This window comes from Myroides sp. NP-2, assembly GCF_014145665.1.
GTDB lineage: Bacteria > Bacteroidota > Bacteroidia > Flavobacteriales > Flavobacteriaceae > Flavobacterium.
In genome coordinates, this window is sequence record NZ_JACHTD010000001.1 from 70300 (window position 1) to 91884 (window position 21585).

The 21585-nt window shown below is 38.5% G+C and carries 19 protein-coding genes and 1 tRNA gene; 10 read left to right on the forward strand and 10 right to left on the reverse strand.

All coding sequences use genetic code 11. The features are described 5' to 3' along the window. The first annotated feature begins 26 nt into the window (after positions 1-26). From ruvC to H4K35_RS00345, 4 genes are read left to right on the forward strand one after another with little or no spacing between them, the layout of a single operon-like run. On the forward strand, positions 27-581 hold the full coding sequence (gene ruvC / locus H4K35_RS00330; protein WP_182625402.1) for a crossover junction endodeoxyribonuclease RuvC: 555 nt from the start codon (positions 27-29) through the stop codon (positions 579-581). Further along, positions 581-1714 carry a radical SAM family heme chaperone HemW gene (gene hemW / locus H4K35_RS00335; RefSeq protein WP_182625403.1) on the forward strand — a complete coding sequence of 378 codons (1134 nt, stop codon included), beginning with the start codon at positions 581-583 and terminating at the stop codon, positions 1712-1714. The genes ruvC and hemW overlap by 1 nt, the downstream gene beginning before the upstream one ends. A 4-nt stretch (positions 1715-1718) precedes the next feature. Then, positions 1719-2489 carry a cyclase family protein gene (locus H4K35_RS00340; RefSeq protein WP_182625404.1) on the forward strand — a complete coding sequence of 257 codons (771 nt, stop codon included), beginning with the start codon at positions 1719-1721 and terminating at the stop codon, positions 2487-2489. Positions 2490-2499: 10 nt separating this feature from the next. Further along, on the forward strand, positions 2500-2859 hold the full coding sequence (locus tag H4K35_RS00345) for an MmcQ/YjbR family DNA-binding protein (RefSeq protein ID WP_182625405.1): 360 nt from the start codon (positions 2500-2502) through the stop codon (positions 2857-2859). Between the two features lie 81 nt (positions 2860-2940). Here the strand turns inward: H4K35_RS00345 and H4K35_RS00350 are convergent, their stop codons facing one another. The 3 genes from H4K35_RS00350 to H4K35_RS00360 are packed head-to-tail and all read right to left on the reverse strand — an operon-like array spanning position 2941 to position 5360. Continuing rightward, entirely contained in the window at positions 2941-3720 is a 780-nt protein-coding gene (locus tag H4K35_RS00350; protein WP_182625406.1) for a hypothetical protein, read from the reverse strand. Positions 3721-3739: 19 nt separating this feature from the next. Next, positions 3740-4990 carry a M56 family metallopeptidase gene (locus H4K35_RS00355; RefSeq protein ID WP_182625407.1) on the reverse strand — a complete coding sequence of 417 codons (1251 nt, stop codon included), beginning with the start codon at positions 4988-4990 and terminating at the stop codon, positions 3740-3742. Between the two features lie 4 nt (positions 4991-4994). After that, positions 4995-5360 carry a BlaI/MecI/CopY family transcriptional regulator gene (locus H4K35_RS00360; protein ID WP_182625408.1) on the reverse strand — a complete coding sequence of 122 codons (366 nt, stop codon included), beginning with the start codon at positions 5358-5360 and terminating at the stop codon, positions 4995-4997. A 258-nt stretch (positions 5361-5618) separates the two neighbouring features. Between H4K35_RS00360 and H4K35_RS00365 the strand changes: the two genes are divergently transcribed. Then, positions 5619-6152: a hypothetical protein gene (locus H4K35_RS00365; RefSeq protein WP_182625409.1), complete on the forward strand. Its 534-nt coding sequence runs from the start codon at positions 5619-5621 to the stop codon at positions 6150-6152. Positions 6153-6183: 31 nt separating this feature from the next. On the opposite strand, the gene H4K35_RS00370 is transcribed toward H4K35_RS00365, so the two are convergent. Continuing rightward, on the reverse strand, positions 6184-6765 hold the full coding sequence (locus tag H4K35_RS00370) for a tRNA-(ms[2]io[6]A)-hydroxylase (protein ID WP_182625410.1): 582 nt from the start codon (positions 6763-6765) through the stop codon (positions 6184-6186). A 90-nt stretch (positions 6766-6855) separates the two neighbouring features. Between H4K35_RS00370 and H4K35_RS00375 the strand changes: the two genes are divergently transcribed. After that, positions 6856-8118 carry a glycosyltransferase family 4 protein gene (locus tag H4K35_RS00375; RefSeq protein WP_182625411.1) on the forward strand — a complete coding sequence of 421 codons (1263 nt, stop codon included), beginning with the start codon at positions 6856-6858 and terminating at the stop codon, positions 8116-8118. A gap of 29 nt (positions 8119-8147) precedes the next feature. Here H4K35_RS00375 and H4K35_RS00380 read toward each other — a convergent pair whose 3' ends face one another. After that, entirely contained in the window at positions 8148-9536 is a 1389-nt protein-coding gene (locus H4K35_RS00380; RefSeq protein WP_182625412.1) for a dipeptidase, read from the reverse strand. A gap of 148 nt (positions 9537-9684) precedes the next feature. Here H4K35_RS00380 and H4K35_RS00385 point away from each other — a divergent pair. Then, positions 9685-9766: transfer RNA gene (locus H4K35_RS00385), tRNA-Leu, on the forward strand. Positions 9767-10028: 262 nt separating this feature from the next. Here H4K35_RS00385 and H4K35_RS00390 read toward each other — a convergent pair. Further along, the gene (locus H4K35_RS00390) at positions 10029-10838 is read right to left on the reverse strand and encodes a hypothetical protein (protein WP_182625413.1); all 810 of its coding nucleotides are present in this window, start codon (positions 10836-10838) and stop codon (positions 10029-10031) included. A 243-nt stretch (positions 10839-11081) separates the two neighbouring features. Here H4K35_RS00390 and H4K35_RS00395 point away from each other — a divergent pair, with 243 nt between their 5' ends. Continuing rightward, positions 11082-12392, forward strand: a complete 1311-nt coding sequence (locus H4K35_RS00395) for a DEAD/DEAH box helicase (RefSeq protein WP_182625414.1) — start codon at positions 11082-11084, stop codon at positions 12390-12392. Between the two features lie 71 nt (positions 12393-12463). On the opposite strand, the gene putP is transcribed toward H4K35_RS00395, so the two are convergent. Together putP and H4K35_RS00405 are read right to left on the reverse strand one after the other, a co-directional pair. Then, on the reverse strand, positions 12464-13993 hold the full coding sequence (gene putP, locus H4K35_RS00400; RefSeq protein ID WP_182625415.1) for a sodium/proline symporter PutP: 1530 nt from the start codon (positions 13991-13993) through the stop codon (positions 12464-12466). 201 nt (positions 13994-14194) lie between these two features. Continuing rightward, positions 14195-15982 carry a hypothetical protein gene (locus H4K35_RS00405; protein ID WP_182625416.1) on the reverse strand — a complete coding sequence of 596 codons (1788 nt, stop codon included), beginning with the start codon at positions 15980-15982 and terminating at the stop codon, positions 14195-14197. Positions 15983-16324: 342 nt separating this feature from the next. Here H4K35_RS00405 and H4K35_RS00410 point away from each other — a divergent pair, with 342 nt between their 5' ends. Continuing rightward, on the forward strand, positions 16325-17161 hold the full coding sequence (locus H4K35_RS00410) for a mechanosensitive ion channel family protein (RefSeq protein ID WP_182625417.1): 837 nt from the start codon (positions 16325-16327) through the stop codon (positions 17159-17161). A gap of 52 nt (positions 17162-17213) precedes the next feature. Continuing rightward, positions 17214-18113, forward strand: a complete 900-nt coding sequence (locus H4K35_RS00415; protein ID WP_182625418.1) for a glycoside hydrolase family 25 protein — start codon at positions 17214-17216, stop codon at positions 18111-18113. Between the two features lie 5 nt (positions 18114-18118). Here H4K35_RS00415 and H4K35_RS00420 read toward each other — a convergent pair whose 3' ends face one another. Both H4K35_RS00420 and H4K35_RS00425 read right to left on the reverse strand, forming a co-directional pair. Then, positions 18119-19204 carry an ABC transporter permease gene (locus H4K35_RS00420; protein WP_182625419.1) on the reverse strand — a complete coding sequence of 362 codons (1086 nt, stop codon included), beginning with the start codon at positions 19202-19204 and terminating at the stop codon, positions 18119-18121. 12 nt (positions 19205-19216) lie between these two features. Then, on the reverse strand, positions 19217-21445 hold the full coding sequence (locus H4K35_RS00425; RefSeq protein ID WP_182625420.1) for a carboxy terminal-processing peptidase: 2229 nt from the start codon (positions 21443-21445) through the stop codon (positions 19217-19219). Positions 21446-21585: the final 140 nt, after the last annotated feature.

The following is a 21585-nucleotide window of genomic DNA, read 5'->3' on the forward strand; positions in this document are numbered from 1 at the left end:
TGAGCACAAAAGAAAAAAAAGAGAATTTGACAATAGATAGAATTATATTAGGTATTGATCCAGGAACAACTATTATGGGGTTTGGACTTATTCGCGTTGTAAATAAGCAAATGGAATTTATTCAACTAAATGAATTGCAATTGAATAAGTACGACGATCACTATACTAAATTACGTCGAATTTTTGAGCGTACTATAGAGTTAATCGAAACACATTGTCCAGATGAGATTGCCATTGAGGCTCCTTTTTTTGGAAAAAATGTACAGTCGATGCTCAAATTGGGACGCGCCCAAGGCGTTGCAATGGCTGCTGGACTTTCTCGCGGGATTCCCATTACAGAATATGAGCCAAAGAAAATTAAAATGGCAATTACAGGTAATGGAAATGCAAGTAAAGAGCAGGTAGCAAAAATGCTACAACAATTGTTGGGGTTAAAAGAATTGCCCAAAAACTTGGACAGTACTGATGGATTAGCCGCCGCCGTTTGTCATTTCTTCAATTCAGGAAAAGCGGTAGTAGGTAAATCCTATAGCGGTTGGGATGCTTTTATTAAACAAAATCAAGATCGAGTAAAAAAATAATGGCAGGTATCTACATTCACATTCCCTTCTGTAAGCAAGCCTGTCATTACTGTGATTTTCATTTTTCGACCTCTTTAAAGAAGAAGGAAGATATGCTAAAAGCGCTAAAATCAGAACTCGTCTTGCGTAAGGAAGAGCTAAACAACGAAACCATTGAAACCATTTACTTCGGAGGAGGGACGCCGAGTATTCTTGCTGTCGAAGAGATAAATGCATTGATCGAAAAGGTCTATGAATTGTTTGTGGTGGTGGATCAACCCGAGATTACGTTAGAAGCCAATCCCGATGATCTAGATCCCTTGACAATACAACGCCTAGCTCAGTCCAAAGTCAATCGACTGAGTATTGGCATCCAATCTTTTGGAGAAGATGATCTCAAAATGATGAATCGCGCCCATAACGCAGAAGAGGCCGTAGTATGTTTACAAGAAGCCACGCAATATTTTGACAATATTTCTATCGATTTGATTTACGGTATTCCCGATTTGTCCAACACGCGTTGGTTAGCAAATATTCAGCGTATTTTAGATTTGGGAATTCCACATATTTCGTGCTATGCTTTAACGGTAGAGGAACGTACTGCTTTGAATAAACTCATTCAAAAAGGAGTTGTGCCTAGTCCTAAGGAAGAAGTGGCTCATGCGCATTTTATGCTATTGATTGACAAGTTAAAACAAGAGGGATATATTCATTATGAATTGTCCAATTTTGCTAAACCTGGTTATTTCTCTAAAAATAACTCCGCCTATTGGTTGGGAAAAAAGTACTTGGGTATCGGGCCTTCAGCCCATAGTTTTGACGGCAAGTACCGCAGCTGGAATATCGCTAATAATCCCTTGTATATCAAAGCTATTGAAGCAGGAGAATTGCCTTCTGAAATTGAAGAGCTCTCTCTCTCAGATCGATACAATGAATACGTTATGACGGGCTTACGCACAATTTGGGGGGTAGACCTAGATCGCATTCTACGCGAATTTGGATCGGATTATCACAACTATGTGCTAGCTGAATCAGCTTCTTTTATTGCAGATGGATTGATGAAACAACAAGAGGGAATCTTAACGATCACAGACAAAGGAAAATTTTTAAGCGATGGTATTGCATCTGATTTATTTTGGTTAGATTTGAAATAAAACCTTGAAAGCAACCCTATCTATTCACGATCAAAACTATACGGTGGATTTTTCACAACCGATTGATCTCTCTATTCCACTCACGAATACCGATGATAATCCCATTGCGTGGTATTTAGACAAGCCGTCGATTGAACCAGTTCGAATGGGAGATTGGGTCGGTAAAGTCAGTGAAGGACAATCGTCTACCAATTTTAATACCATTGCGTTTAACCCTCATGGACACGGGACTCATACAGAGTGTTTAGGACATATTACCCGCGATTTTTACAGTATTAATGATACGTTGAAGACGTTTGTTTTTTACGCTCAAGTTCTTACGATTGAACCTCAAAGACAAGCCAATGGTGATGCAATCATAACGGTAGAACAGCTGCGTGCACTGTGGATTAACCAACAGCAAACAGCCGTAATCATCCGCACCTTACCCAATGCAACAGCGAAGAAGCACAGCAAGTATTCCCATACTAATCCACCTTATTTGGATGCTGCCGCGGCCTTGTTTTTACGCGAGCAAGGCATCAAACATTTGTTGATCGACTTGCCTAGTGTGGACAAAGAAAAAGACGAAGGCAAGCTACTGGCGCATAAAGCGTTTTGGAATGTGAAAGACATCAATAATGTCAATGAAGACGCACAATTCGATGCGACAATAACCGAGATGATCTATGTGCCAGACTGGGTACACGATGGCTTTTATCTCCTGAATATGCAGATCGCCTCTTTTGTCAATGATGCTTCGCCTAGTAAACCTATTCTATATCAAATACTTTAATAGCTATCTCATGGATTTACATATTATTTACGATTACTGCCTAAACAAATTAGGCACCACAGAGGATTTTCCCTTTGACGAGGAAACCCTGACGTTTAAAGTGGGAGGAAAAATCTATTTGCTACTCAATTTGACGAAATGGGAGCAAGGCAATTGCTTCGTCAATTTAAAGTGTGATCCAGAAAAGGCAGAAGAACTACGCGCAGATTACAGTGAAATTGTTCCAGGGTATCACATGAGCAAAAAGCATTGGAATAGCGTACATCTCGGTGGATCAGTTCAATGGAATTTGTTACAGCAATTGATCGATCATTCCTATGAATTAGTTTATGCTAGTTTGACCAAAAAGGTAAAAGAAAGCTTGGGTTAACTATAATTTCCTACTTGAAAAGATGTTATTCCTACAATAAAAAAAGACAAAAGAGCGAGTATTCGCTCTTTTGTCTTTTTTTTAGCTGGATCTTAAAACGAAAGGCAAAATATCTTTCTTGCGTTCGTATTCATCTTTTAGTAGTTGCTGTAGATCGGTTGAATCCAACATCTGGATAAATAATGCTCCTTGGGCACGAAGCAATTGATCTTGGTCATTCGTTCCTAAGTTTAACTTGTAAATCTTTTGTATCGCTTTAATATAATAGTCGTAAAAGGGATAAGTTTCACTGCGTAAGTTGTTGATAATAGCATCAAAAGCAAAAGCTTCTAAATAGGGTGAACGCGTTCTCTCTGTATTTTTTAAAGGGTTGATCCCTACACAAACTCTTGCACTATAAGCTCCTTCAGCTGTGACTCCAGTAAGGTTAAAGAACTTAACTGCTACGTTGAGTATTTTATCCATATGAACCGTGTCTTTGGCTTGCGTATGATCAACTACCTTGGCGCGGTAGTTCTGTACTAAAGGAGCAAAAGTAGCATCTGATTCCAGGTGCTGAATTACTTTTTGGCTCACTACAATACTATCGTTGATCTGAGCTAAAGCATCATAGTCCAAACGAGCAGAGTGATTGATAATCAAAAAATCCCAAAAGCTCGGTTGTCTGTTGACAGCAGTCGCTCCAGGTAGTGCTAAATCAACCTCTTTGATCACTACATATGGTGAGGAATCATAGAACTTTACGTCTAAAAACTGGTTGTACTCTTGGAATACTGACGAAGCTTGTTGCGCCACTACCTTTGTTTGACCACTCACTAGTAGAAATAGTAAAATAAAAAGCGAAGAATAAATCTTTCTCATATTTCTTTAGTTTTGGTGGTTAACTGTTTTCCTTTTCTGTTGGGGGATAAGCTAGCGTAATAGGTAAGGTAAATTGACTGCGAACCACTTTTTCATGATATTGTGCAGGAATCCATTTTTTTGTTCTTGACAAAGCTTCTATGGCCGCCTCTCCAATACCATAACCTGGATCTTTCACGATTTTAACTTCGTTTAAGCTTCCGTCTTTTTCAACGACGAACATCAGAATCACTCGCGCTGTTGTTAGCTCTGTTTCAGGTAGTTTAAAGTTCGCAATAAAATCTTTATTAAACTCTTCCATACCACCAGGATAAGTCGCTGGTTTGGTCACTGCAATATATACTTCGTCAGAATTTGATGATTGATTTTCTTTTCCAACACGGGTTGTTTCTGTGTTTTCCTTTTTGCGCTCTTGTGCAAATACTGTCGTTGCGCCTAGAATACAAATGAAGGCGAATGTACCCAATACCGCTAGGGTATTGTGCAGAGGTTTGTTTACTTTTGTTAGCATAATGAACCGTTTTTTAGTTAAGTTAAAGTTGAATGAACTACTCATAGGTTGTTCATTGTTTTGATAGGTTTGGGTTAATAGTAATTGTAAATAGGCTTGGGTTTCTTCTTTAGAAGTATTTAGGGTATCATCTGCCAAAAACTCGTGATTTAAGGCAATATGCTGTTGATACCAATATAATAATGGCTGAAACCAAAAGACTATTTTTAATATCTCAATGAATAAAATATCGCGGGAATGATGTTGCTTTACATGGTTGTATTCATGTAAGATAATTTTGTTGGTCCAATCAATGGGAATGTAAAGCGGAAGGTAAATGGTATCTCGAAAGGTAAAAGCTGTATCGATATGGTCTACCAAAACAAATCGCTGTCCGCGGTCGTAAACAAGACTTCCTCGTTGTTCTAGTTTTTTGTACTGCTGTATTGACTTAAAAAAGCGAATCAACATGATGAGAACTCCAAGGCTATAGAGTAGAAGTAAAACAGTGGATGGAGTGATGTATGAATAAACGGCATCCGCTGTGGATGAAGTTGTAGGCGAAATAATTATTTCATTTAGTTCCTGTAACTTGCTATTGGCTATAGTTAATGGACTAGTAGATGGAATTTTTACCAAAGGCAAGATCAGCGCAAGTACCAAGGCCGCAAGAAGATAATAGCGTTTAAATTCATGTATCTTGGTCTGCTCTAGAAAAAGCTTGTATATCCCAAGTGTCATAAACAATAAAACTGTGGTTTGGATGAGGTATAATAGCATGTGATTAATCTTTTAGTTGATCTTCTACAATTTTTTTGAGTGCTTCCAATTCCTTTTTACTCATCTTGCTTTTTTGGGTAAAAAATGAAGCAAAAGAAAAAGCAGAGTTATTAAAGTGTTGCTCTACTAAAGTATTTAAGTGGGTTTCAAAGTAATCTTCCTTTTTAACTAAGGGAGTATAGGCTCTTGAATTACCAAATGTTTCATAGGTAATAAACTCTTTCTCTGTTAACCGTTTTAACAAGGTAGCCAAAGTGGTCTGTGCTGGTTTAGGATTAGGATATTTCTCCAATAAGTCCTTGGAAAAAGCCTGCTTTAAATCCCAAATGTATTCCATTAACTGTTCTTCTGTTTGCGGTAATTTTATCATTGTTCTCGTTTTTTGTTAGGCGTGGTTCTTGTTAAATGCATGCCTGCTATTCGCTCTTTTCCTCTGACCTTACTTTGTTTTGCAAACAAAGTAAGAATAATAGGTTAAATGCGTAGGTATCTATCTGTGTAGATCTTGTTCTACAAATATAGAATAAGAAATGGAAAAAACAATTATTATTTTTAATAAATAGAAAAAAAACGGAGTATATTTACCAATACAATGCTTTTATATTGAGCAGTATAAGCGATTTATGCTATGATTTATAAGATTTTATCCAAAGGAAATACAAGCTTAGCAAGCAGAAAAAAAATACGAGAAGACATCGAAAAACAACCGAATGTACTGTCAACTTTAGTCGAATTTACGTTTGATCCCACGAGTAAAGTAAATGTATTAGCGAGTATTGTTTTAGACGATTTGGTTCAAGTGAATCCTCACTTATTAGATGATTATATTGTCTTTTTTATTGAAAATTTACCGCGTGTAACAGATGAGAGTGTCAAGCGCTTGACAAGTAAAATGGCAGTTCTATTGTTGGAAAAGCGAGGGCATCTATTGACTGTTCAGCAAGAAGAACAATTGGTTGATCAAAGTTTGGTGTGGTTAACTACGGAAACCAAAGTAGCGACAGAAGCCAATGCCATGCAGATGATCGTATTGTTGTGTAAGAAATTTCCCACCCAAGCCAAATTGATTGCTGAATTAATCGAAGTTAACTATACAGCAAAAACTCCGGCCTATCAGAGTATGGCCCGAAAATTATTGAAATGCGTTCAAAAGTTGGAATAAAAAATGCGAGTCTTTACTCGCATATTATAGTTTATCCGTGGATATGTTCCTTTGTACCATAGCTCTGAATTAAGTTACCTTCAAATTCAAGCCATTCTTTCCAGCGCTTATCTACGTCAACACGTTCGCTGTATTTGCGTGCAAATTTTAAGAATGTCGTATAGTGATTGGCTTCAGAAACCATTAAATCATAGTAGAACTTAGCGAGTTCTTCGTCTTTAATGTTTTGAGATAGTACGCGAAAGCGCTCACAACTTCTAGCTTCAATCATGGCAGCGAATAATAAACGATCAATAAAAGCATCGTTTCGGCTTCCATCTTTTTTGCAAAACTTAACGAGTTGGTTGACATAATCATCTTTGCGTTCACGTCCTAAAGTGTATCCTCTCTCCTTAATGATTTCGTGAACCATTTTGAAATGCTCCATTTCTTCAATGGCAATATCCGTTAATTCGGTTACAAGGTCCTCGTATTCCGAGTTGTATGTGATTAGTGTAATGGCGTTAGTTGCTGCTTTTTGTTCGCACCAACAGTGATCAGTCAAGATTTCCTCAAGATTTGATTCCGCAATATTGGCCCATCTTGGATCGGTTAAAAGTTTTAGTCCTAACATAATTCCTTTTCGTTTTCAGCAAAAATACTAAATATAATAGAGATTAAAAATTAAGGAGTGATACTGCTTTAGAAGCTGTACTTTTGTAAGATGGAGCATTCGTTAAAAGGAAAAAAGATAGTAGTGATTGGTCAGGTATGGCCTGAATCACGTTCATCTGCAGCAGGCAAGCGCATGTTGCAATTATTAGCTGTTTTTCAATCGTGGGAGATGGAGATTTATTTCGGATCTACCGCACAGCAAACGCCTTATAGCGATGACTTATCTCCTTTTGGGGTAAAGGAAGTTGCAATTTACCTCAATGATGAACGCACGGATCAGATTTTAGCTAATATACAACCTGATTGGGTAATGTACGACCGGTTTATGATCGAAGAACAGTTTGGTTGGCGTATCACTGCCCAATGCCCTGATGCACGAACGATTCTCGATACGGAGGATTTACACTTTTTGCGTTATGCGCGTCAAGAGTTAGTTAAAAAAGGAGGGGGTACAATAGCGGACTATTGGTATAGTGATCGCACCAAACGCGAGTTAGCCAGTATCATGCGCTGTGATTTAACCTTGTTGATTTCTCCGGTTGAATACAATTTGTTGGTAGAGCATTTTCACTTGCCAGCAGAAGTACTTTGGGTCCTTCCATTCTTAGAGCCCGAGATTTCACAAGAAGAGCAAAACAGCTGGTTGACTTTTGATCAAAGAGAGGGATTTGTCTTTATTGGAAACTTCATTCACGAGCCCAATTGGCATACGGTTCTGCGTTTAAAAACCGAGATTTGGCCGCTGATTCGAAAACAACTCCCCCAAGTAAAACTGCATATATACGGGGCGTATCCCTCAGCTAAAGTGATGCAATTACACAAACCAACGGAAAACTTTTGGGTACATGGCAGAGCAGCAGATGCATTAGCGGTCATAGGACAAGCTAGAGTACTATTAGCACCTATCGCCTTTGGAGCAGGAATAAAAGGAAAGTTTATCGACGGCATGCGCGTGGGAACACCCAATGTTACAACGCCAGTGGGTATTGAAGCCATGGCAGAAGTAGAAGAATGGCCAGGCTTTGTTGCTGAAGAGGTAGATCAACTGGTTGAAAAAGCAATCGAACTGTATCAAACAGAAGCAGTTTGGCAGGAAAAACAACTAAAAGGAATTGAATTAATTCGAAAGAAATATAATAAAACAGCTTGTATTCAGGCGTTTAAATCTAAATTGATTGGCATTGATACCACAATAGATGCGTATAGAAAAAGCCATTTTTTACATGAAGTATTCAAATATCACAGTGCACAAAGCACAAAATATATGGCACTGTGGATCGAAGAAAAAAACAAACATAAAAAAAGCGAGTAACCTCAGGTTCTCGCTTTTTTAAGTTGCTATTATTTACTTAATTCCATGTAGTATTTGTAGAACAATGGAATGGTTTCAATTCCCTTTAAGTAGTTAAAAATACCAAAGTGTTCATTTGGTGAGTGGATCGCATCTGAATCCAATCCGAATCCCATCATAATTGATTTAGAACCTAATTCCTCCTCAAATAAAGCCACAATAGGAATACTTCCTCCTGAGCGTACTGGAATTGGTGTAACACCAAACGTATCTTCATACGCTTTTGCAGCCGCTTGATAGCCAATTGAATCGATAGGCGTTACATAACCTTGACCACCATGATGAGGTTTTACTTCTACTTTTACACCTGCAGGCGCAATGCTTTCAAAGTGTTTTTTGAATAGTTCCGTTATTTCTTCCCAATCTTGGTTTGGTACTAAACGCATAGAGATTTTTGCGAATGCTTTACTAGCGATAACAGTCTTAGCTCCTTCACCAGTATAACCTCCCCAAATTCCATTGACGTCTAAGGTAGGACGAATTGAGTTGCGCTCGTTAGTTGTATACCCAGCTTCTCCGTATACCTCGTCAATATCCAATGCTTTTTTGTACTCGTCTAAAGAGAAAGGACGTTTTGCCATTTCATCTCGCTCCTCACGTGAAAGCTCTTCTACTTTGTCGTAGAATCCTGGAACCGTGATATGATTGTTTTCATCGTGTAAGTAAGCAATCATCTTCGTTAATACGTTGATTGGGTTGGCAACCGCTCCACCGTATAATCCAGAGTGTAAATCTCTGTTTGGTCCAGTCACTTCAACTTCAACATAGCTCAATCCTCTCAATCCCGTCGTGATCGAAGGCTGTTGATTAGAAATCATGCCCGTGTCAGAAATTAAAATAACATCGTTTTTCAATTTGTCATGGTTTCTTTTGACAAACCATCCTAAACTCACAGATCCAACTTCTTCCTCTCCTTCAATCATGAATTTCACATTACATGGTAAGGTATTTGTTGCAATCATATATTCAACCGCTTTCACATGCATGAACATTTGACCTTTGTCGTCACATGCTCCACGAGCAAAGATTGCTCCTTCAGGGTGAATCGGTGTAGTTTTAATCACTGGTTCAAACGGGGGAGAAGTCCAAAGTTCGATTGGATCTGCTGGTTGTACATCGTAATGTCCGTAAACCAATACCGTTGGTAGCGCAGGATCGATGATTTTTTCTCCATATACAATAGGATATCCTGGAGTTTCGCACAATTCTACATTGTCGCAACCTGCTTTTATTAAATTTTCTTTTACCGCCTCAGCCGTGTTAATTACGTCCTGTGAGTACGCACTATCCGCGCTGATAGAAGGCTTTTTAAGTAGTTCAATTAACTCATCTATAAGACGTTGCTTGTTTTCTTGAACAAATTGTTTTGAATCTTTCATAGTATGTATAGATACAGTTATATTATTCCTTACAAACATAAGAATAAAAAAAAATTATTTTTTTCTTGCAGATTAAAAAACAGGTTGTATATTTGCAACGTCTTAAAAGAACAACAGTACACAAGTGTACAGCGGTTCTAAGCCACCTGCGGGTGTGGTGAAATTGGTAGACACGCCAGACTTAGGATCTGGTGCCGCAAGGTGTGTAGGTTCGAGTCCTATCACCCGCACTAAAGCCTCTTCAAACGAAGAGGCTTTTTTTATGGTTTTGGGTGAACTGGGATCAGGTGCAAAAGTTGGGGACTATGTAATGAAAGCGTTTTTTTCTATCTGACTTTTCCAGCACGTATGTCACCCTAAAAGGCATTTTTAGCCCTGACTACGAAACTATTGTTCGGTCAATCTAAAAATGATAAAGGACTTGGGGGCAAAAAAAAGAAGGCAACCTAGTACAGGTGCCCTCATGCCTATTGCAACTAAAATGATAAGCTGTTATAGTGTTTCTTCATTATCTGGATCAAAACGACCACTAAAAATACGCCCAGAAGCCTCAATATCTGAACGATCTTGGACAATGCCGCGGAAGTTCCAATATACCTTTTCTCCCTTTTCTTTATTTTTCCAGTTAAATACCTTTGTTATAGAGTTGTGGGTAGTGGTCAAAATGACTATAGAGGTCGATTTGTCATCCTGTATAGTTGTGCCTGTTTTACAGATCAATACCGAGGCTACATTTGGCATGAAATTGTTCGAAGCCACATAAAGTGATGTGTAAACTTCATCTTTCGCATACACCTCAATAGGTTTAGGTTGTTGTTTGGAAGGCAAAAATTTAATATGACCAACAAGAGAATTGGTTATTTGTTGACTTTTCGCTGTTTTTTTCATCGGTACTAAACTCGGAGTGTCGCTAAGTTGTCGAGTATGTGAATCACGACTAGTCTCCATAACTACATAGTCCGCTTTATTTTTAGTTTGTTCACGGATGAAAGTATTTAGTTTCTCCAATTCATCGACAAATTGCTTTTTATGAGCTGCAGAAATTTGTTGAGTTTGTTCCACTACCTTTTTGGAAATAGCAGCTGTTTGTTGATCTTTTGTTTCTAAATCCAAATAGTATCGGTTATTCACTTTGTCAATGCGAACAAATTCCTGTAAAAGTTTTGCATCTGCTTGATACTGCTGTGAAGTTAGACCTTGTACTTCTCTTTTTGAAACCAATTCTTTGGTTTCTTCTTTTTGACAACTGTAGGTTAATAGAACCAACAACATAATGAAGACCTTGTATATTGTCTTGCGCATAATTTTTAAAATTTAAATTAAATAAAATGTATAATACTCTAGACAGGGGTTTAATTCGGATTCAAAATTATATTAAAATAACTTCTTGTTCATAATTTTATTTGATATTAGTAATTAATAGCTTATTATAATGTTTATTTTCTAATAAAATATTAATTGTGTTGTGTTTTGTGTATACTCTATTTCGATTAGAATCTGATTTTAATTCCATTTCTTTTCATACAAATCAACTACCTTTGTCGCATGAATCAAGCAGATATCCTTAAAAAATTGGAGATTGCAGCACTCAATGAGATGCAGCTTCAAACCCTTCAAACCGCGCAGGCGAAAAACAGTATGGTTTTATTATCCCCTACAGGATCGGGTAAAACATTGGCTTTTCTGTTGCCTATCGTTCAACGATTAAATCCTGCAGTAAAAGGTGTACAAGCCGTTATTCTTGTACCTACACGTGAGTTGGCTTTACAGATTGAAGCGGTGTTTAAGAAGATGGGGACTGCTTTTAAAATCAATGCATGTTATGGTGGACATTCCACGCGTACTGAATTAAATAATCTCTCGTCTCCACCAGCTGTTCTAGTAGGAACGCCAGGGCGTGTGGCTTTTCATATTGAAGAGAATTCCTTTGATACAGCAAATGTACACAGCTATGTGATTGATGAATTCGACAAAGCATTAGAAATGGGGTTTCAAGATGATATGGATTACATCATCCAATCTTTCGATCGACTTGAGTTTCGCATGCTGACTTCTGCTACGGCATTGAAGAAAATTCCCGAATTTACCGGTATTGAAAATCCCACTATCTTAAAGTTTTTGAAATCGGAAGCCATCCAACCCCAATTGACATTTAGCAAAGTGGTTTGTCCTGCGGAGGAGAAATTAGAGGCTGTTATTCAATTGATTGGAAAAATTGGCAAGGATACGATTTTAGTTTTCTGTAACCATCGAGATGCAGTAGCGCGAATCAGTGAAACATTGACAAAAAAAGGAGTTGCTAATGGCGCTTTTCACGGAGGATTGTTACAAGAGGACCGAGAGCGCGCATTGATGAAGTTTCGCAATAGGAGTTGTCATATCCTAATCTCAACGGATTTAGCTGCTAGAGGATTGGATATCCCTGAAATTGGGCATGTGATTCACTACCAGATTCCAGAAAAAGAAGATGCCTTTATTCATCGCAATGGACGAACGGCGCGTATGAAGGCGAAAGGAAAAGTCTATATCATGGTCACTGATGAGGAACAGTATAGCTTTATTGATCCTGAAATGCCCATCGAACAACTCAAAGGAACTTATACCATTGACAATACTACAGATTTTAAAACGATTTATATCAGTGCTGGAAAAAAGGACAAAGTCAATAAAGTAGATATCGTTGGTTATTTAATTAAAACAGGAGGTCTTCAAAAGGAAGATATCGGACTAATTGATGTACGCGATACCCAGGCTTTTGTCGCCGTTCAAACAGCGAAGGTTAAGCCTTTGTTGCAAAAGCTGAGGGACACAAGATTGAAAAATAAAAAGGTAAAAATTGCAATTGCCAAGGATTAATCTACTTTCTCCTGCGTGTCAAGTTGTCTTTTCTTGTTTACCTACAGAGTAAACAAGAAAAGGCGAAACTACTATCTTTCATTGCGATAAATCGCATTGGCTGTGTCAAATTTTACTTGTACCACCCTTGAAGCTGGTGGTCCATAGGTAGAAACGAGATAAATGCTCAAGGCACTCAAGATAAACCCAGGAATCATCTCGTATAGGGGTTCATGGTAGCCAAAAATTACACCGTGTAAAACTTTTTCTTGAAAGATTGGCCAAAAAATAACGGTTAACCCGCCAATGAGGATACCCGTCAACGCCCCTTTACCTGTTGTTTTCTTCCAAAATAAAGCAAAGAGAATGAGCGGACCAAAAGCCGCGCCAAAACCTGCCCATGCATGTGCAACCAAAGCCAGTATGCTGTTGTTTTCTTCTGAGGCAATCCCCATAGCAATTATTGAAATAAGCAATACAGCTAAGCGACTAACCCAAACGAGTTCTGACTGCCGGGCATCCCGTCTAAAAAAAGAGTGATAAAAATCTTGTGTTAGCGTGCTAGAAGCCATTAATAGTTGGGCGCTCAACGTACTCATAACTGCCGCTAATATAGCAGATAGCAACAGGCCAATAATCCAAGGATTAAATAGATTGTGTAGTAAAGCGATAAAGATGAGCTCGCTGTTTTTCTGTACGCTAGCCGCTTGCTCTGGATGCAATTGAAAATACCCAATGCCTAAATATCCAATAACAACGGCACCTCCTAAACAAAGAAACATCCACGTCATACCAATACGACGTGCTTTTTTCATGGTTTTTACGCTTTCAGCAGCCATAAAACGCGCCAAAATATGCGGTTGTCCAAAGTATCCCAATCCCCAGGCTAGTGCACTGATAATCGATACAAAACTGATATCGTGAATGAGGTTGGAATAGGAGATGTGGTGGAGTGTACTCGCAACTTGGATTTGGACTAGGGCAAGGTCCCAAGACCCTAAGTGTACAACAAGCATAATGGGCGTGAGGAGCAAGGCAAATAACATCAACGTCGCTTGTAAAGTATCACACCAACTAATGGCTAAAAAGCCACCTATAAACGTATAGATAATTGTGGCTAAAGCGCTCAGTATTAAAGCTTGACTATACGGGAGCTCAAAAATAACTGCAAATAGTTGTGCGCCAGCAACCATGCCAGAGGCACAATACAAAGTAAAGAAAACGAGTATGGCAAGCGCAGCAATCGTTTTAACTCCTCGGCCGTCTTTTCCAAATCGATACAGGAAAAAATCAGGTAAGGTCAAGGCATTGTTACTTAGCTCTGTATGTGTGCGCAATCGATCTGCTACGAGTTTCCAATTCAAGTAAGCACCAACTAACAAGCCAATCGCAATCCAACTCTGGGATAATCCCAAGGCGAAAATACTGCCCGGCAATCCCATTAACAACCAACCCGACATATCTGAGGCACCAGCGGACAAAGCTGTTACAACGGCACCCAAACGCCTACCGCCTAAAATGTAATCTGAGAAATTTTTTGTCTTTACATAAGCAATAAACCCGATGCCGAAAATTAATATCAGGTAAATAGAAAAGGTCAAAAGGGTAGGATTTAACTGCATTTTTCTTTTAAAAATAGCCAAAAAATTTTCCGAGAGAATCAGGGGTGTTTGATTTGTATAAGCAATTATAGGTTTGTGTTTTAATTCTATACGTAAAAACTGAAAAAGCACTTGAGCTAATGCATTATCTCGACAAAACAGTTAAAAAAAGTCAGGTTCTCCAAAAAGAGAACCTGACTACATAAAAACTAATTAGAGGGGCTATGCATGTAACAATGCTATTTTGATGTGAGCTAATTCATTGAGAATAGCTCCTTTAGTTGCTGTGAAATACGTTTGATCTCTTTCGAATAAAGCGCTGTAGTAATCAATACCTGTGATCAAATTAGCCTTTGTCTTATCTAATTTTTTGAGCTGTATTGCCGTGGCATCTCCTTTGATTTGACGCTTTTCTTCCTTAAAGTGATCCAAATACATACGAAGTTCCTTGATGAAAAAATGAGGACGATGTGTAGCATCGATCACATTGTCTCGACCATAAATGTGCTGTACCATCTGTTTGAGTGAAACTTCTTTGGTAAAATAGGCTATGTTTGGTCCTGGACAGATTACAACGCCTTGGGCTTCTCCTTTTATTTGGAGGTTGTTTTCGATAAAAGAGGCATTAGCCAAACCAATGCACAAACACGCTTTCTCGGTTATGGCGTGAAATTGCTGCTGGTATTCTTCTGCACTCATCTCCTTTTTTCTTTGGGCTAAAGCAGCGATTTCAATAGTTTGATACTTGCGTGAAGCGGTACATATTCCCTCGTTATCGTGCATTTTGTTTAATGCTAAATACTTGCGAGGACATGAACTACCAGCTTTGTTCTTGGCAATGCGAGCCGCTTTATACTCCTCATTCGTTGTTCCTTTGATGTTGTTGAAGGGAATGCCTAAAGGGGAAACATGACTCAAGTATAAGTCTTCTTCCTTGGCATTAGCTAAGAGTTCTCGCGTTGCGGTATCAACCGACGTTGCCTCAGGTACAAGCAAGAAAGGCGATCCCCATCCCACAGAATCAACCTGATAGTGATCCAATAAAAATTGATGTTCAGCTGCCGTTCCTACACCGCCTTGTGCTGTTACTTTTAGGGGTAGGGGTTGTTCTGGAACGTATTTGCCTTTTTGTGTAAGTGCTTTAACCATTAATTCATGGGTCGTTGCTATTAGCTCTTCGCGTTTGTCTTTAAATTCTTCTAAGATTACCCCCAATAAATAACCATCCGTAGCAAAGGCATGTCCACCACAGTTTAATCCTGATTCAATGCGGTATTCCGAAACCCAAAGCCCTTTTTTAGCTAAAAAACTCCCTTGTATTAAGGCGGATCTATAGTCACTCACTTTTAAAATAATTTTTTTCGCTAAAGGTTGATCGGGTTGGGGATAGAAAGCATCAAATTCTTCAAAGTAGCTAAAGAGCTTGGGGTTCATCCCCGCAGATAAAACCACAGATGATTGCAAGGTGCTGTTGTGAAATCCGCGTAAGGCAGCATGTGCATCATTAAAGATGGCCGGCAAGGGTTCTTTTTTGTCAAACTGTTCTCGATCTACTTTAGTCATAATGTTGACGTCAATATCTCCGGGTATTAGGTATGTATCGAGGATGTGCTTGAAGTTTTCTACCGAAATTTTATCGTCTAAATAGGTCTGTAATTGCTTGCGAATATCTGATACCGTAGGCAACATTTCGATATAGTCTTCTACGCTTTGCTTGCTTTTTAGCAAGTCTTGTTTTAGGGATTCGAATTTTGTTTTTACAATGGTATCCAAGGTGTTGAGGTAGGCGGTAATGCGCTTGGCTCTGAAATCTTCAATCTTTTTCGTAATCTCTTGGTAAGGTAATTCGAATTTCTCACAGTAGAATTTATTCATGCGTTCAATTAGCTCATCGTCCATAACAGATAAGGTGGAAGCTAATCCATATTGTGCCACACGTATAGGACTGTCAATAGTATAAGCGAGTCCCATCACAGGAATGTGAAAGGAATGCAAAGGTGTTACTTTCATTTGGTTTTGGTTTAGTTGTAAAGGCGAAAAATAATGCTTTTATTCAGTCCAAGGGGTGATAATTATCATGCTTTAACATCGTGATTCACAGAAGTTAACCGCTTTAGTACTCCGCATTAGATCCATGGTTAAAACGATGAGTGAAAAAACGGGTTTTCTAAAATTTGGTTAAGTAGAGAAAGATTGGTGAAATTGACAAGACATATAGGTGATTAGTTGTCATTTCTCTTTTAATATTTGTTATATTTCTTTAAATTTATCAATTGAATTGTTCGTAAAAAGTGACTTTTTCACCATTAACGAGTCCAAATGCTATAGACCCACTTAATAACAGAGATTATTTTGAATTTAAAACTACTCCTTTCCAAGTTTTTAGAATATGAGCTTTACGCCAGTAAATCATTGAGTATAACCATAGGTACGATTTTATTTATTGTTTTTACCTTGATGATTACGCGCTATGGATTGACGTTTTTGCGGAAAGCATTTATTAAAAACTCGCCACCAGATGTTGCGTTGCGCTTGCGCAGCGTTTTTAATTTTGTCAATTACTTTATCTATGTAATCATGTTCTTCTTTATACTGAACGTGGTTGGATTAAACATTAGCATGTTTTTGACTACATCTGCGGCTTTGTTCGTGGGGTTGGGGTTTGCCTTACAAGATATTTTTCGCGATATCATCGCGGGGATTTATATTTTATTCGACAAAACACTGAATATGGGGGATGTAATTGAGATTAATGGACAAGTGGCTCGTGTAAAGGCCATCCACTTGCGTTGTACGATTGTGGAAACGCGAAACCTCAAAGATATTGTGATTCCCAACCGCAAATTAATTGATGATATTGTGTACAACTGGACGCATGAAGATCCTGTTATTCGTGCGCGAATTGACGTTGGAGTCTATATAGGTACCGATGTTGAGTTGGTCAAAGCTGTTTTACTTTCCGCTGTAGAAGATAATACAGACGTATTGAAACACCCACATCCTATTGTATTTATCGATCAGTTTGGCGATTCTTCTATTCGCTTTATTTTGTACTACTTTATTGAAAATGCCTTTGATAATGATCGCATATCGAGTGATATTCGCTTTGCCATCGACAAGAAGTTTAAGCTGAATAATATTGCCTTGCCTGTGCCTGTATTAAAAGTGGATCAAACTCCAGTAGTGTAATTAGTTGAAGGAGTTCATGTAAATTGCGTATTTTTGCTTTTTTACTATAAGTATGGCTTCTACGAAATACGGAACTGGGAAAAATTCTCCAATTGCAGTGGTGAATAATAGGCAATCTGCGAAGAGAAAACCTACTCCTCGACGTCCAAAAAAGAAAAAAGGATCAACAACATTCACGCGGTTGAAGTGGATTTGTATTGTAGTCGTTCTGCTAGGAGCAGGAGTTTGGTTTGGTATTACCTTTCAAGAGGGAATCAAGTATTTCTTTAGCGCTCAGCGCAAGGAAGCAGATGAAAAATCTTTTTTTGACTTTCGTACGGTAGAGGTATTACAACGTCATTCCGATCGTATGATTGGGTTTGATGTATCCCATTATCAAGGAGTAATTGATTGGAAAGTGGTGGATTCTGTTGCGCAACATGCTCCGCTAGAATTTGTTTTTGTGCGCGCTACCATGGGCGATGATGGAAAAGATAAAGCCTTTGCACTAAATTGGAAAGGAGCACGTGCCAATCACTTTATTCGCGGCGCTTATCACTATTATCGTCCAGATGAAAATTCAGGTAAACAGGCCGAGAATTTTATTGCTACCGTAAAGCTCTCTGAAGGCGATTTTCCTCCTGTATTAGATATCGAAGATTTACCCAAACAACAATCCATGGAAAACTTGATCCTAGGACTCAAACGATGGATGGAAATTGTCGAGAAACACTATGGCGTTCGGCCAATTCTATATTCTGGAGAACACTACTATACAACGCATTTAAAGAAGTGGTTTCCCGATCATATTGTTTGGATTGCGAATTACAACTTTTTTGTTGAGGAAATTAAACCGGAATGGCATTTTTGGCAATTCACAGAAAAAGGTGTGGTAAAGGGGATCGATGGCAAGGTAGACCTAAATATTTACAACGGAACCAAATCGGATATCCGTCATATTCTCATCAAATAACTCTATTATTTTCTCACGTCAAAAGCGTCTCGAATGGCATTGCCCAGTTGCGTAAAACACATGACGATACAGAACATTGCTAAGCCTGGTAACAGGGCTAGGTAAGCTTTACCTACTAAAATATAGTTGTAGTTTTCTTTGATCATGGCCCCCCAACTCGGTGTGGGCACTTGAGTTCCAATTCCCAAAAAGCTCAATCCACTTTCTACTAAGATAGCCGATGCAAAATTTGCTGCTGAGATTACAATGACAGGAGCCATGCAATTGGGTAATATATGATGGGTGACAATTCTGTAATCGGAATACCCCAATGCTCTTGCGGCTGTTATGTATTGTTGCTGTTTGACGCTAATTACTTGGCCACGAACAACACGGGCAACTTCTACCCACATCGTCAGTCCAACAGCGAGGAAAACTTGCCAAAATCCTTTTCCTAAAGCCAAGGTGATAGCAATCACCAGGAGCAGCGTAGGGATAGACCAGAAAATGTTGATCACCCACAAGATAAAAGCGTCTATTTTACCCCCGTAATAGCCTGCAATAGCGCCTAAGCTTATCCCAATAAGCAAAGAGATGGAAACGGCTATAAATCCGATGGAAATTGATACGCGAGACCCTAAAACCAAGCGACTCAAATAATCTCTTCCCTGGCTGTCTGTACCTAGCCAATGCGTTTTTTGCTGGATCAACTGAGTTTGTTCTTGCGAACTAAATGCATGGAGTGCTAGCTTTTTTTCTTGTGCAGCGTCTTTTAATTCGGTATACGGAGTGTAAAACAAGGTGTCAGACGTAAATCGATAAGCGCTCAACGGAATCTGTTCAGCGGTTTGTTTTCGACCAAACCAGTATTCCGAAAATGTCGTTTTAGCCGTGTTGGGAAAAACTAATACAGGCGTACTGAAACCGGGTTGTTTTGACCGAATAGCTAAATCCCCCGCATTGGCGTGTTGCGATTGATCCGGAATGATAAAATAAGCAAATACACTGAGTAGTATAAAGAAGATGATCATCCAAAAACACAAAACGCCCCGAAAATCTTTTTTGAATTTTCGGAGCGCAATATGGGTGTTGCTATTCTTATTTCTAGCCATTAAACTAGCTGATTATAGTTTTTTATCAGAAAATTTTTTCGTATTCGTCGGCACTTTAGTTAGCTGTTGAATGTCTTTTAGAATGCGTATTCCTTCCTCAACATAAACATCGCTGTTTAAAGATTCATGCCATCTGTCTCTTTTTTGCTCTAAAATTGTATCGGTTTTTATGCGCTCAATTTCACTAGGCAAAGAGGTAAAGGTCAACTTGTTGTTGTATTTCGAAATGGCTTTAAATTTCTTTACTTTGGCGTCAACCTCTTTTTGTTTTTCTTCGTATTGTTTTAAGTTCAACGAAATTGATTTTTCATCTTTTCTCTCGTTGATCCACTGTGCATTTTCATCAATTAATTTGAATTGCTCATTTGCTGCAATTCTAGACTTACTTTTGTTGATTACAGAAGTGAAGTCATTGTTGTATGGCGTGTAATTAGCGCGATCAATCTTATCCCACGGCATAGCGTTGTCCATGTCGCGTTCTCCCATGTCAATGTAGGAATAGCGATCTGGTAAGATGATATCACTTAAAACTCCTTCGCGCTGCGTTGATCCTCCATTGATTCTGTAGAACTTCTGTAGGGTAATTTTCAACGCACCTAAATCGCCATACGGTTGTTTTTTCAACAATTCATTTAGGTCAACTAAGTTTTGAACCGTTCCTTTTCCGTAAGTGTGTTTACTACCTATAATCAATCCGCGCTTGTAATCTTGAATTGCCGCAGCGAAAATCTCAGATGCAGAAGCAGAGAAGTTGTTGACTAAGACAACAAGAGGTCCATCCCATACAATCGGCGTTCCTTTGTCATCCAAAACTTGTTGCTTTCCTCTCGATGATTTTACTTGGACAACAGGACCTTCTTTAGAGAATAACCCAAGCATATCCACTACCGTTTGAAGGGATCCACCACCGTTATTTCTCAAGTCCATGATAATGCCGCTCACATTTTGTTTCTTGAGTTCAATAATTTCCTTTTGAACATCCGTAAAGGCGTTGCGGTTGTCTTTATTTTCAAAGTTGATGTAGAATTTTGGCAATTGGATAATTCCAAAGCGGTTTTCTCCATCCTCAATAACACTCGATTTGGCAAAAGTTTCTTCAAATTCAATCACCTCACGGGTGATAGCAACTGTTTTAATAGTTCCCTCAATCTTCTTGATGGTCAAATAAACCGTTGTTCCCTTTTTACCTTTGATTAGTTTAACTACATTGTCAAGGCGTACACCCACAACATCAACAGGTTCTTCCTCTTTGCTTTGGGCAACTTTTAAGATCACATCACCTACTTCGATTTCTCTTCCTCTTGAAGCTGGTCCACCTGGTACTAATTCTGCAATTTCAACTCCTTCCGTTTTCTTTCTCAAGACAGCACCAATCCCTTCGATGCTTCCACTCATACTAGCGTCAAATTTCTCTTTGTTCTCTGGAGCATAGTAAAAAGAGTGTGGGTCAAAGCGTTCTACAATAGAATTTAAGTACACAGTAAACCAATCTTTGCGCTCTAAGTCCGTTACAACATCATAGTATTCGTCATAGGATTTTTTCGTTGTCTCACGAGCTTCTTTTTCTAATTGCTCGAACGATTTGATTTCTTTGGGTTTCTCCTCTTTTTTAGCTGGCTTTGCTTTTGCAATGGTATTTCCATACTCATCTGTTTCTTCCTCCTCTTCTTCTACCACATCTTTGCCCTCTTGGATCTTAATATTGTCCATAAGCGTTGATAAAGTATTCAATTTCATTTGCTTTCTCCAGCGATCTTTTAATTCTTCAGGCGTTTTAGCAAAGGGCATATTGTCGTAATCCGCATCAAAAGTTTCCATTTGCGTATAGTCAAAAGGAGCCTCTAAAACCTCGCTATAGATTGATTTTGTTTCATTCATTCGCTGGGTGATACGCTCATAGGTTAGATCAAAAAAAGATAGATCTTTTAATTGAATCATATCGTCAATTAAAAGTTCGTATTTGCTAAATTCATCGATGTCCGACTGAAGAAAATAACGCTTCATCGGATCGAGAGCTTTGATATATTCGCTATATACCTGCTGAGAAAATTTATCGTCTAACTTGGGTGGATCATAATGGGTACGCTCCATTAGATAGGTGACTAATTCTAGCAAGAGTTGGTCTTTCTCTGGATCCTGCGTTTCCTTTTTAGATCTAAAACTCCATAAAGCTGCAGAAACTGCAAGTAGAAGTATAATGACCTTATAATTTCTTTTCATAAATGCCCCAATAGTATTCATTAAATAGTTTTAAACTAAAGTAGTTAAAAAAGTAGAGTAATTAAGATGTAAGTCGATAATTATTTGTTAAATCACAAAATAAGATAGCTAGTCGCTGTAATTGACTGTTTATAAAGTCTGAAATAACAAAAGGGATTACA

Coding starts and splice junctions, on each gene's coding strand:
- hemW (WP_182625403.1), top strand. CDS start 581: ATGGCAGGTATCTACATTCACATTCCCTTCTGTAAGCAAGCCTGTCAT.
- H4K35_RS00345 (WP_182625405.1), top strand. CDS start 2,500: ATGGATTTACATATTATTTACGATTACTGCCTAAACAAATTAGGCACC.
- H4K35_RS00350 (WP_182625406.1), bottom strand. CDS start 3,720: ATGAGAAAGATTTATTCTTCGCTTTTTATTTTACTATTTCTACTAGTG.
- H4K35_RS00355 (WP_182625407.1), bottom strand. CDS start 4,990: ATGCTATTATACCTCATCCAAACCACAGTTTTATTGTTTATGACACTT.
- H4K35_RS00360 (WP_182625408.1), bottom strand. CDS start 5,360: ATGATAAAATTACCGCAAACAGAAGAACAGTTAATGGAATACATTTGG.
- H4K35_RS00365 (WP_182625409.1), top strand. CDS start 5,619: ATGATTTATAAGATTTTATCCAAAGGAAATACAAGCTTAGCAAGCAGA.
- H4K35_RS00370 (WP_182625410.1), bottom strand. CDS start 6,765: ATGTTAGGACTAAAACTTTTAACCGATCCAAGATGGGCCAATATTGCG.
- H4K35_RS00375 (WP_182625411.1), top strand. CDS start 6,856: ATGGAGCATTCGTTAAAAGGAAAAAAGATAGTAGTGATTGGTCAGGTA.
- H4K35_RS00380 (WP_182625412.1), bottom strand. CDS start 9,536: ATGAAAGATTCAAAACAATTTGTTCAAGAAAACAAGCAACGTCTTATA.
- H4K35_RS00390 (WP_182625413.1), bottom strand. CDS start 10,838: ATGCGCAAGACAATATACAAGGTCTTCATTATGTTGTTGGTTCTATTA.
- H4K35_RS00395 (WP_182625414.1), top strand. CDS start 11,082: ATGAATCAAGCAGATATCCTTAAAAAATTGGAGATTGCAGCACTCAAT.
- putP (WP_182625415.1), bottom strand. CDS start 13,993: ATGCAGTTAAATCCTACCCTTTTGACCTTTTCTATTTACCTGATATTA.
- H4K35_RS00405 (WP_182625416.1), bottom strand. CDS start 15,982: ATGAAAGTAACACCTTTGCATTCCTTTCACATTCCTGTGATGGGACTC.
- H4K35_RS00415 (WP_182625418.1), top strand. CDS start 17,214: ATGGCTTCTACGAAATACGGAACTGGGAAAAATTCTCCAATTGCAGTG.
- H4K35_RS00420 (WP_182625419.1), bottom strand. CDS start 19,204: ATGGCTAGAAATAAGAATAGCAACACCCATATTGCGCTCCGAAAATTC.
- H4K35_RS00425 (WP_182625420.1), bottom strand. CDS start 21,445: ATGAATACTATTGGGGCATTTATGAAAAGAAATTATAAGGTCATTATA.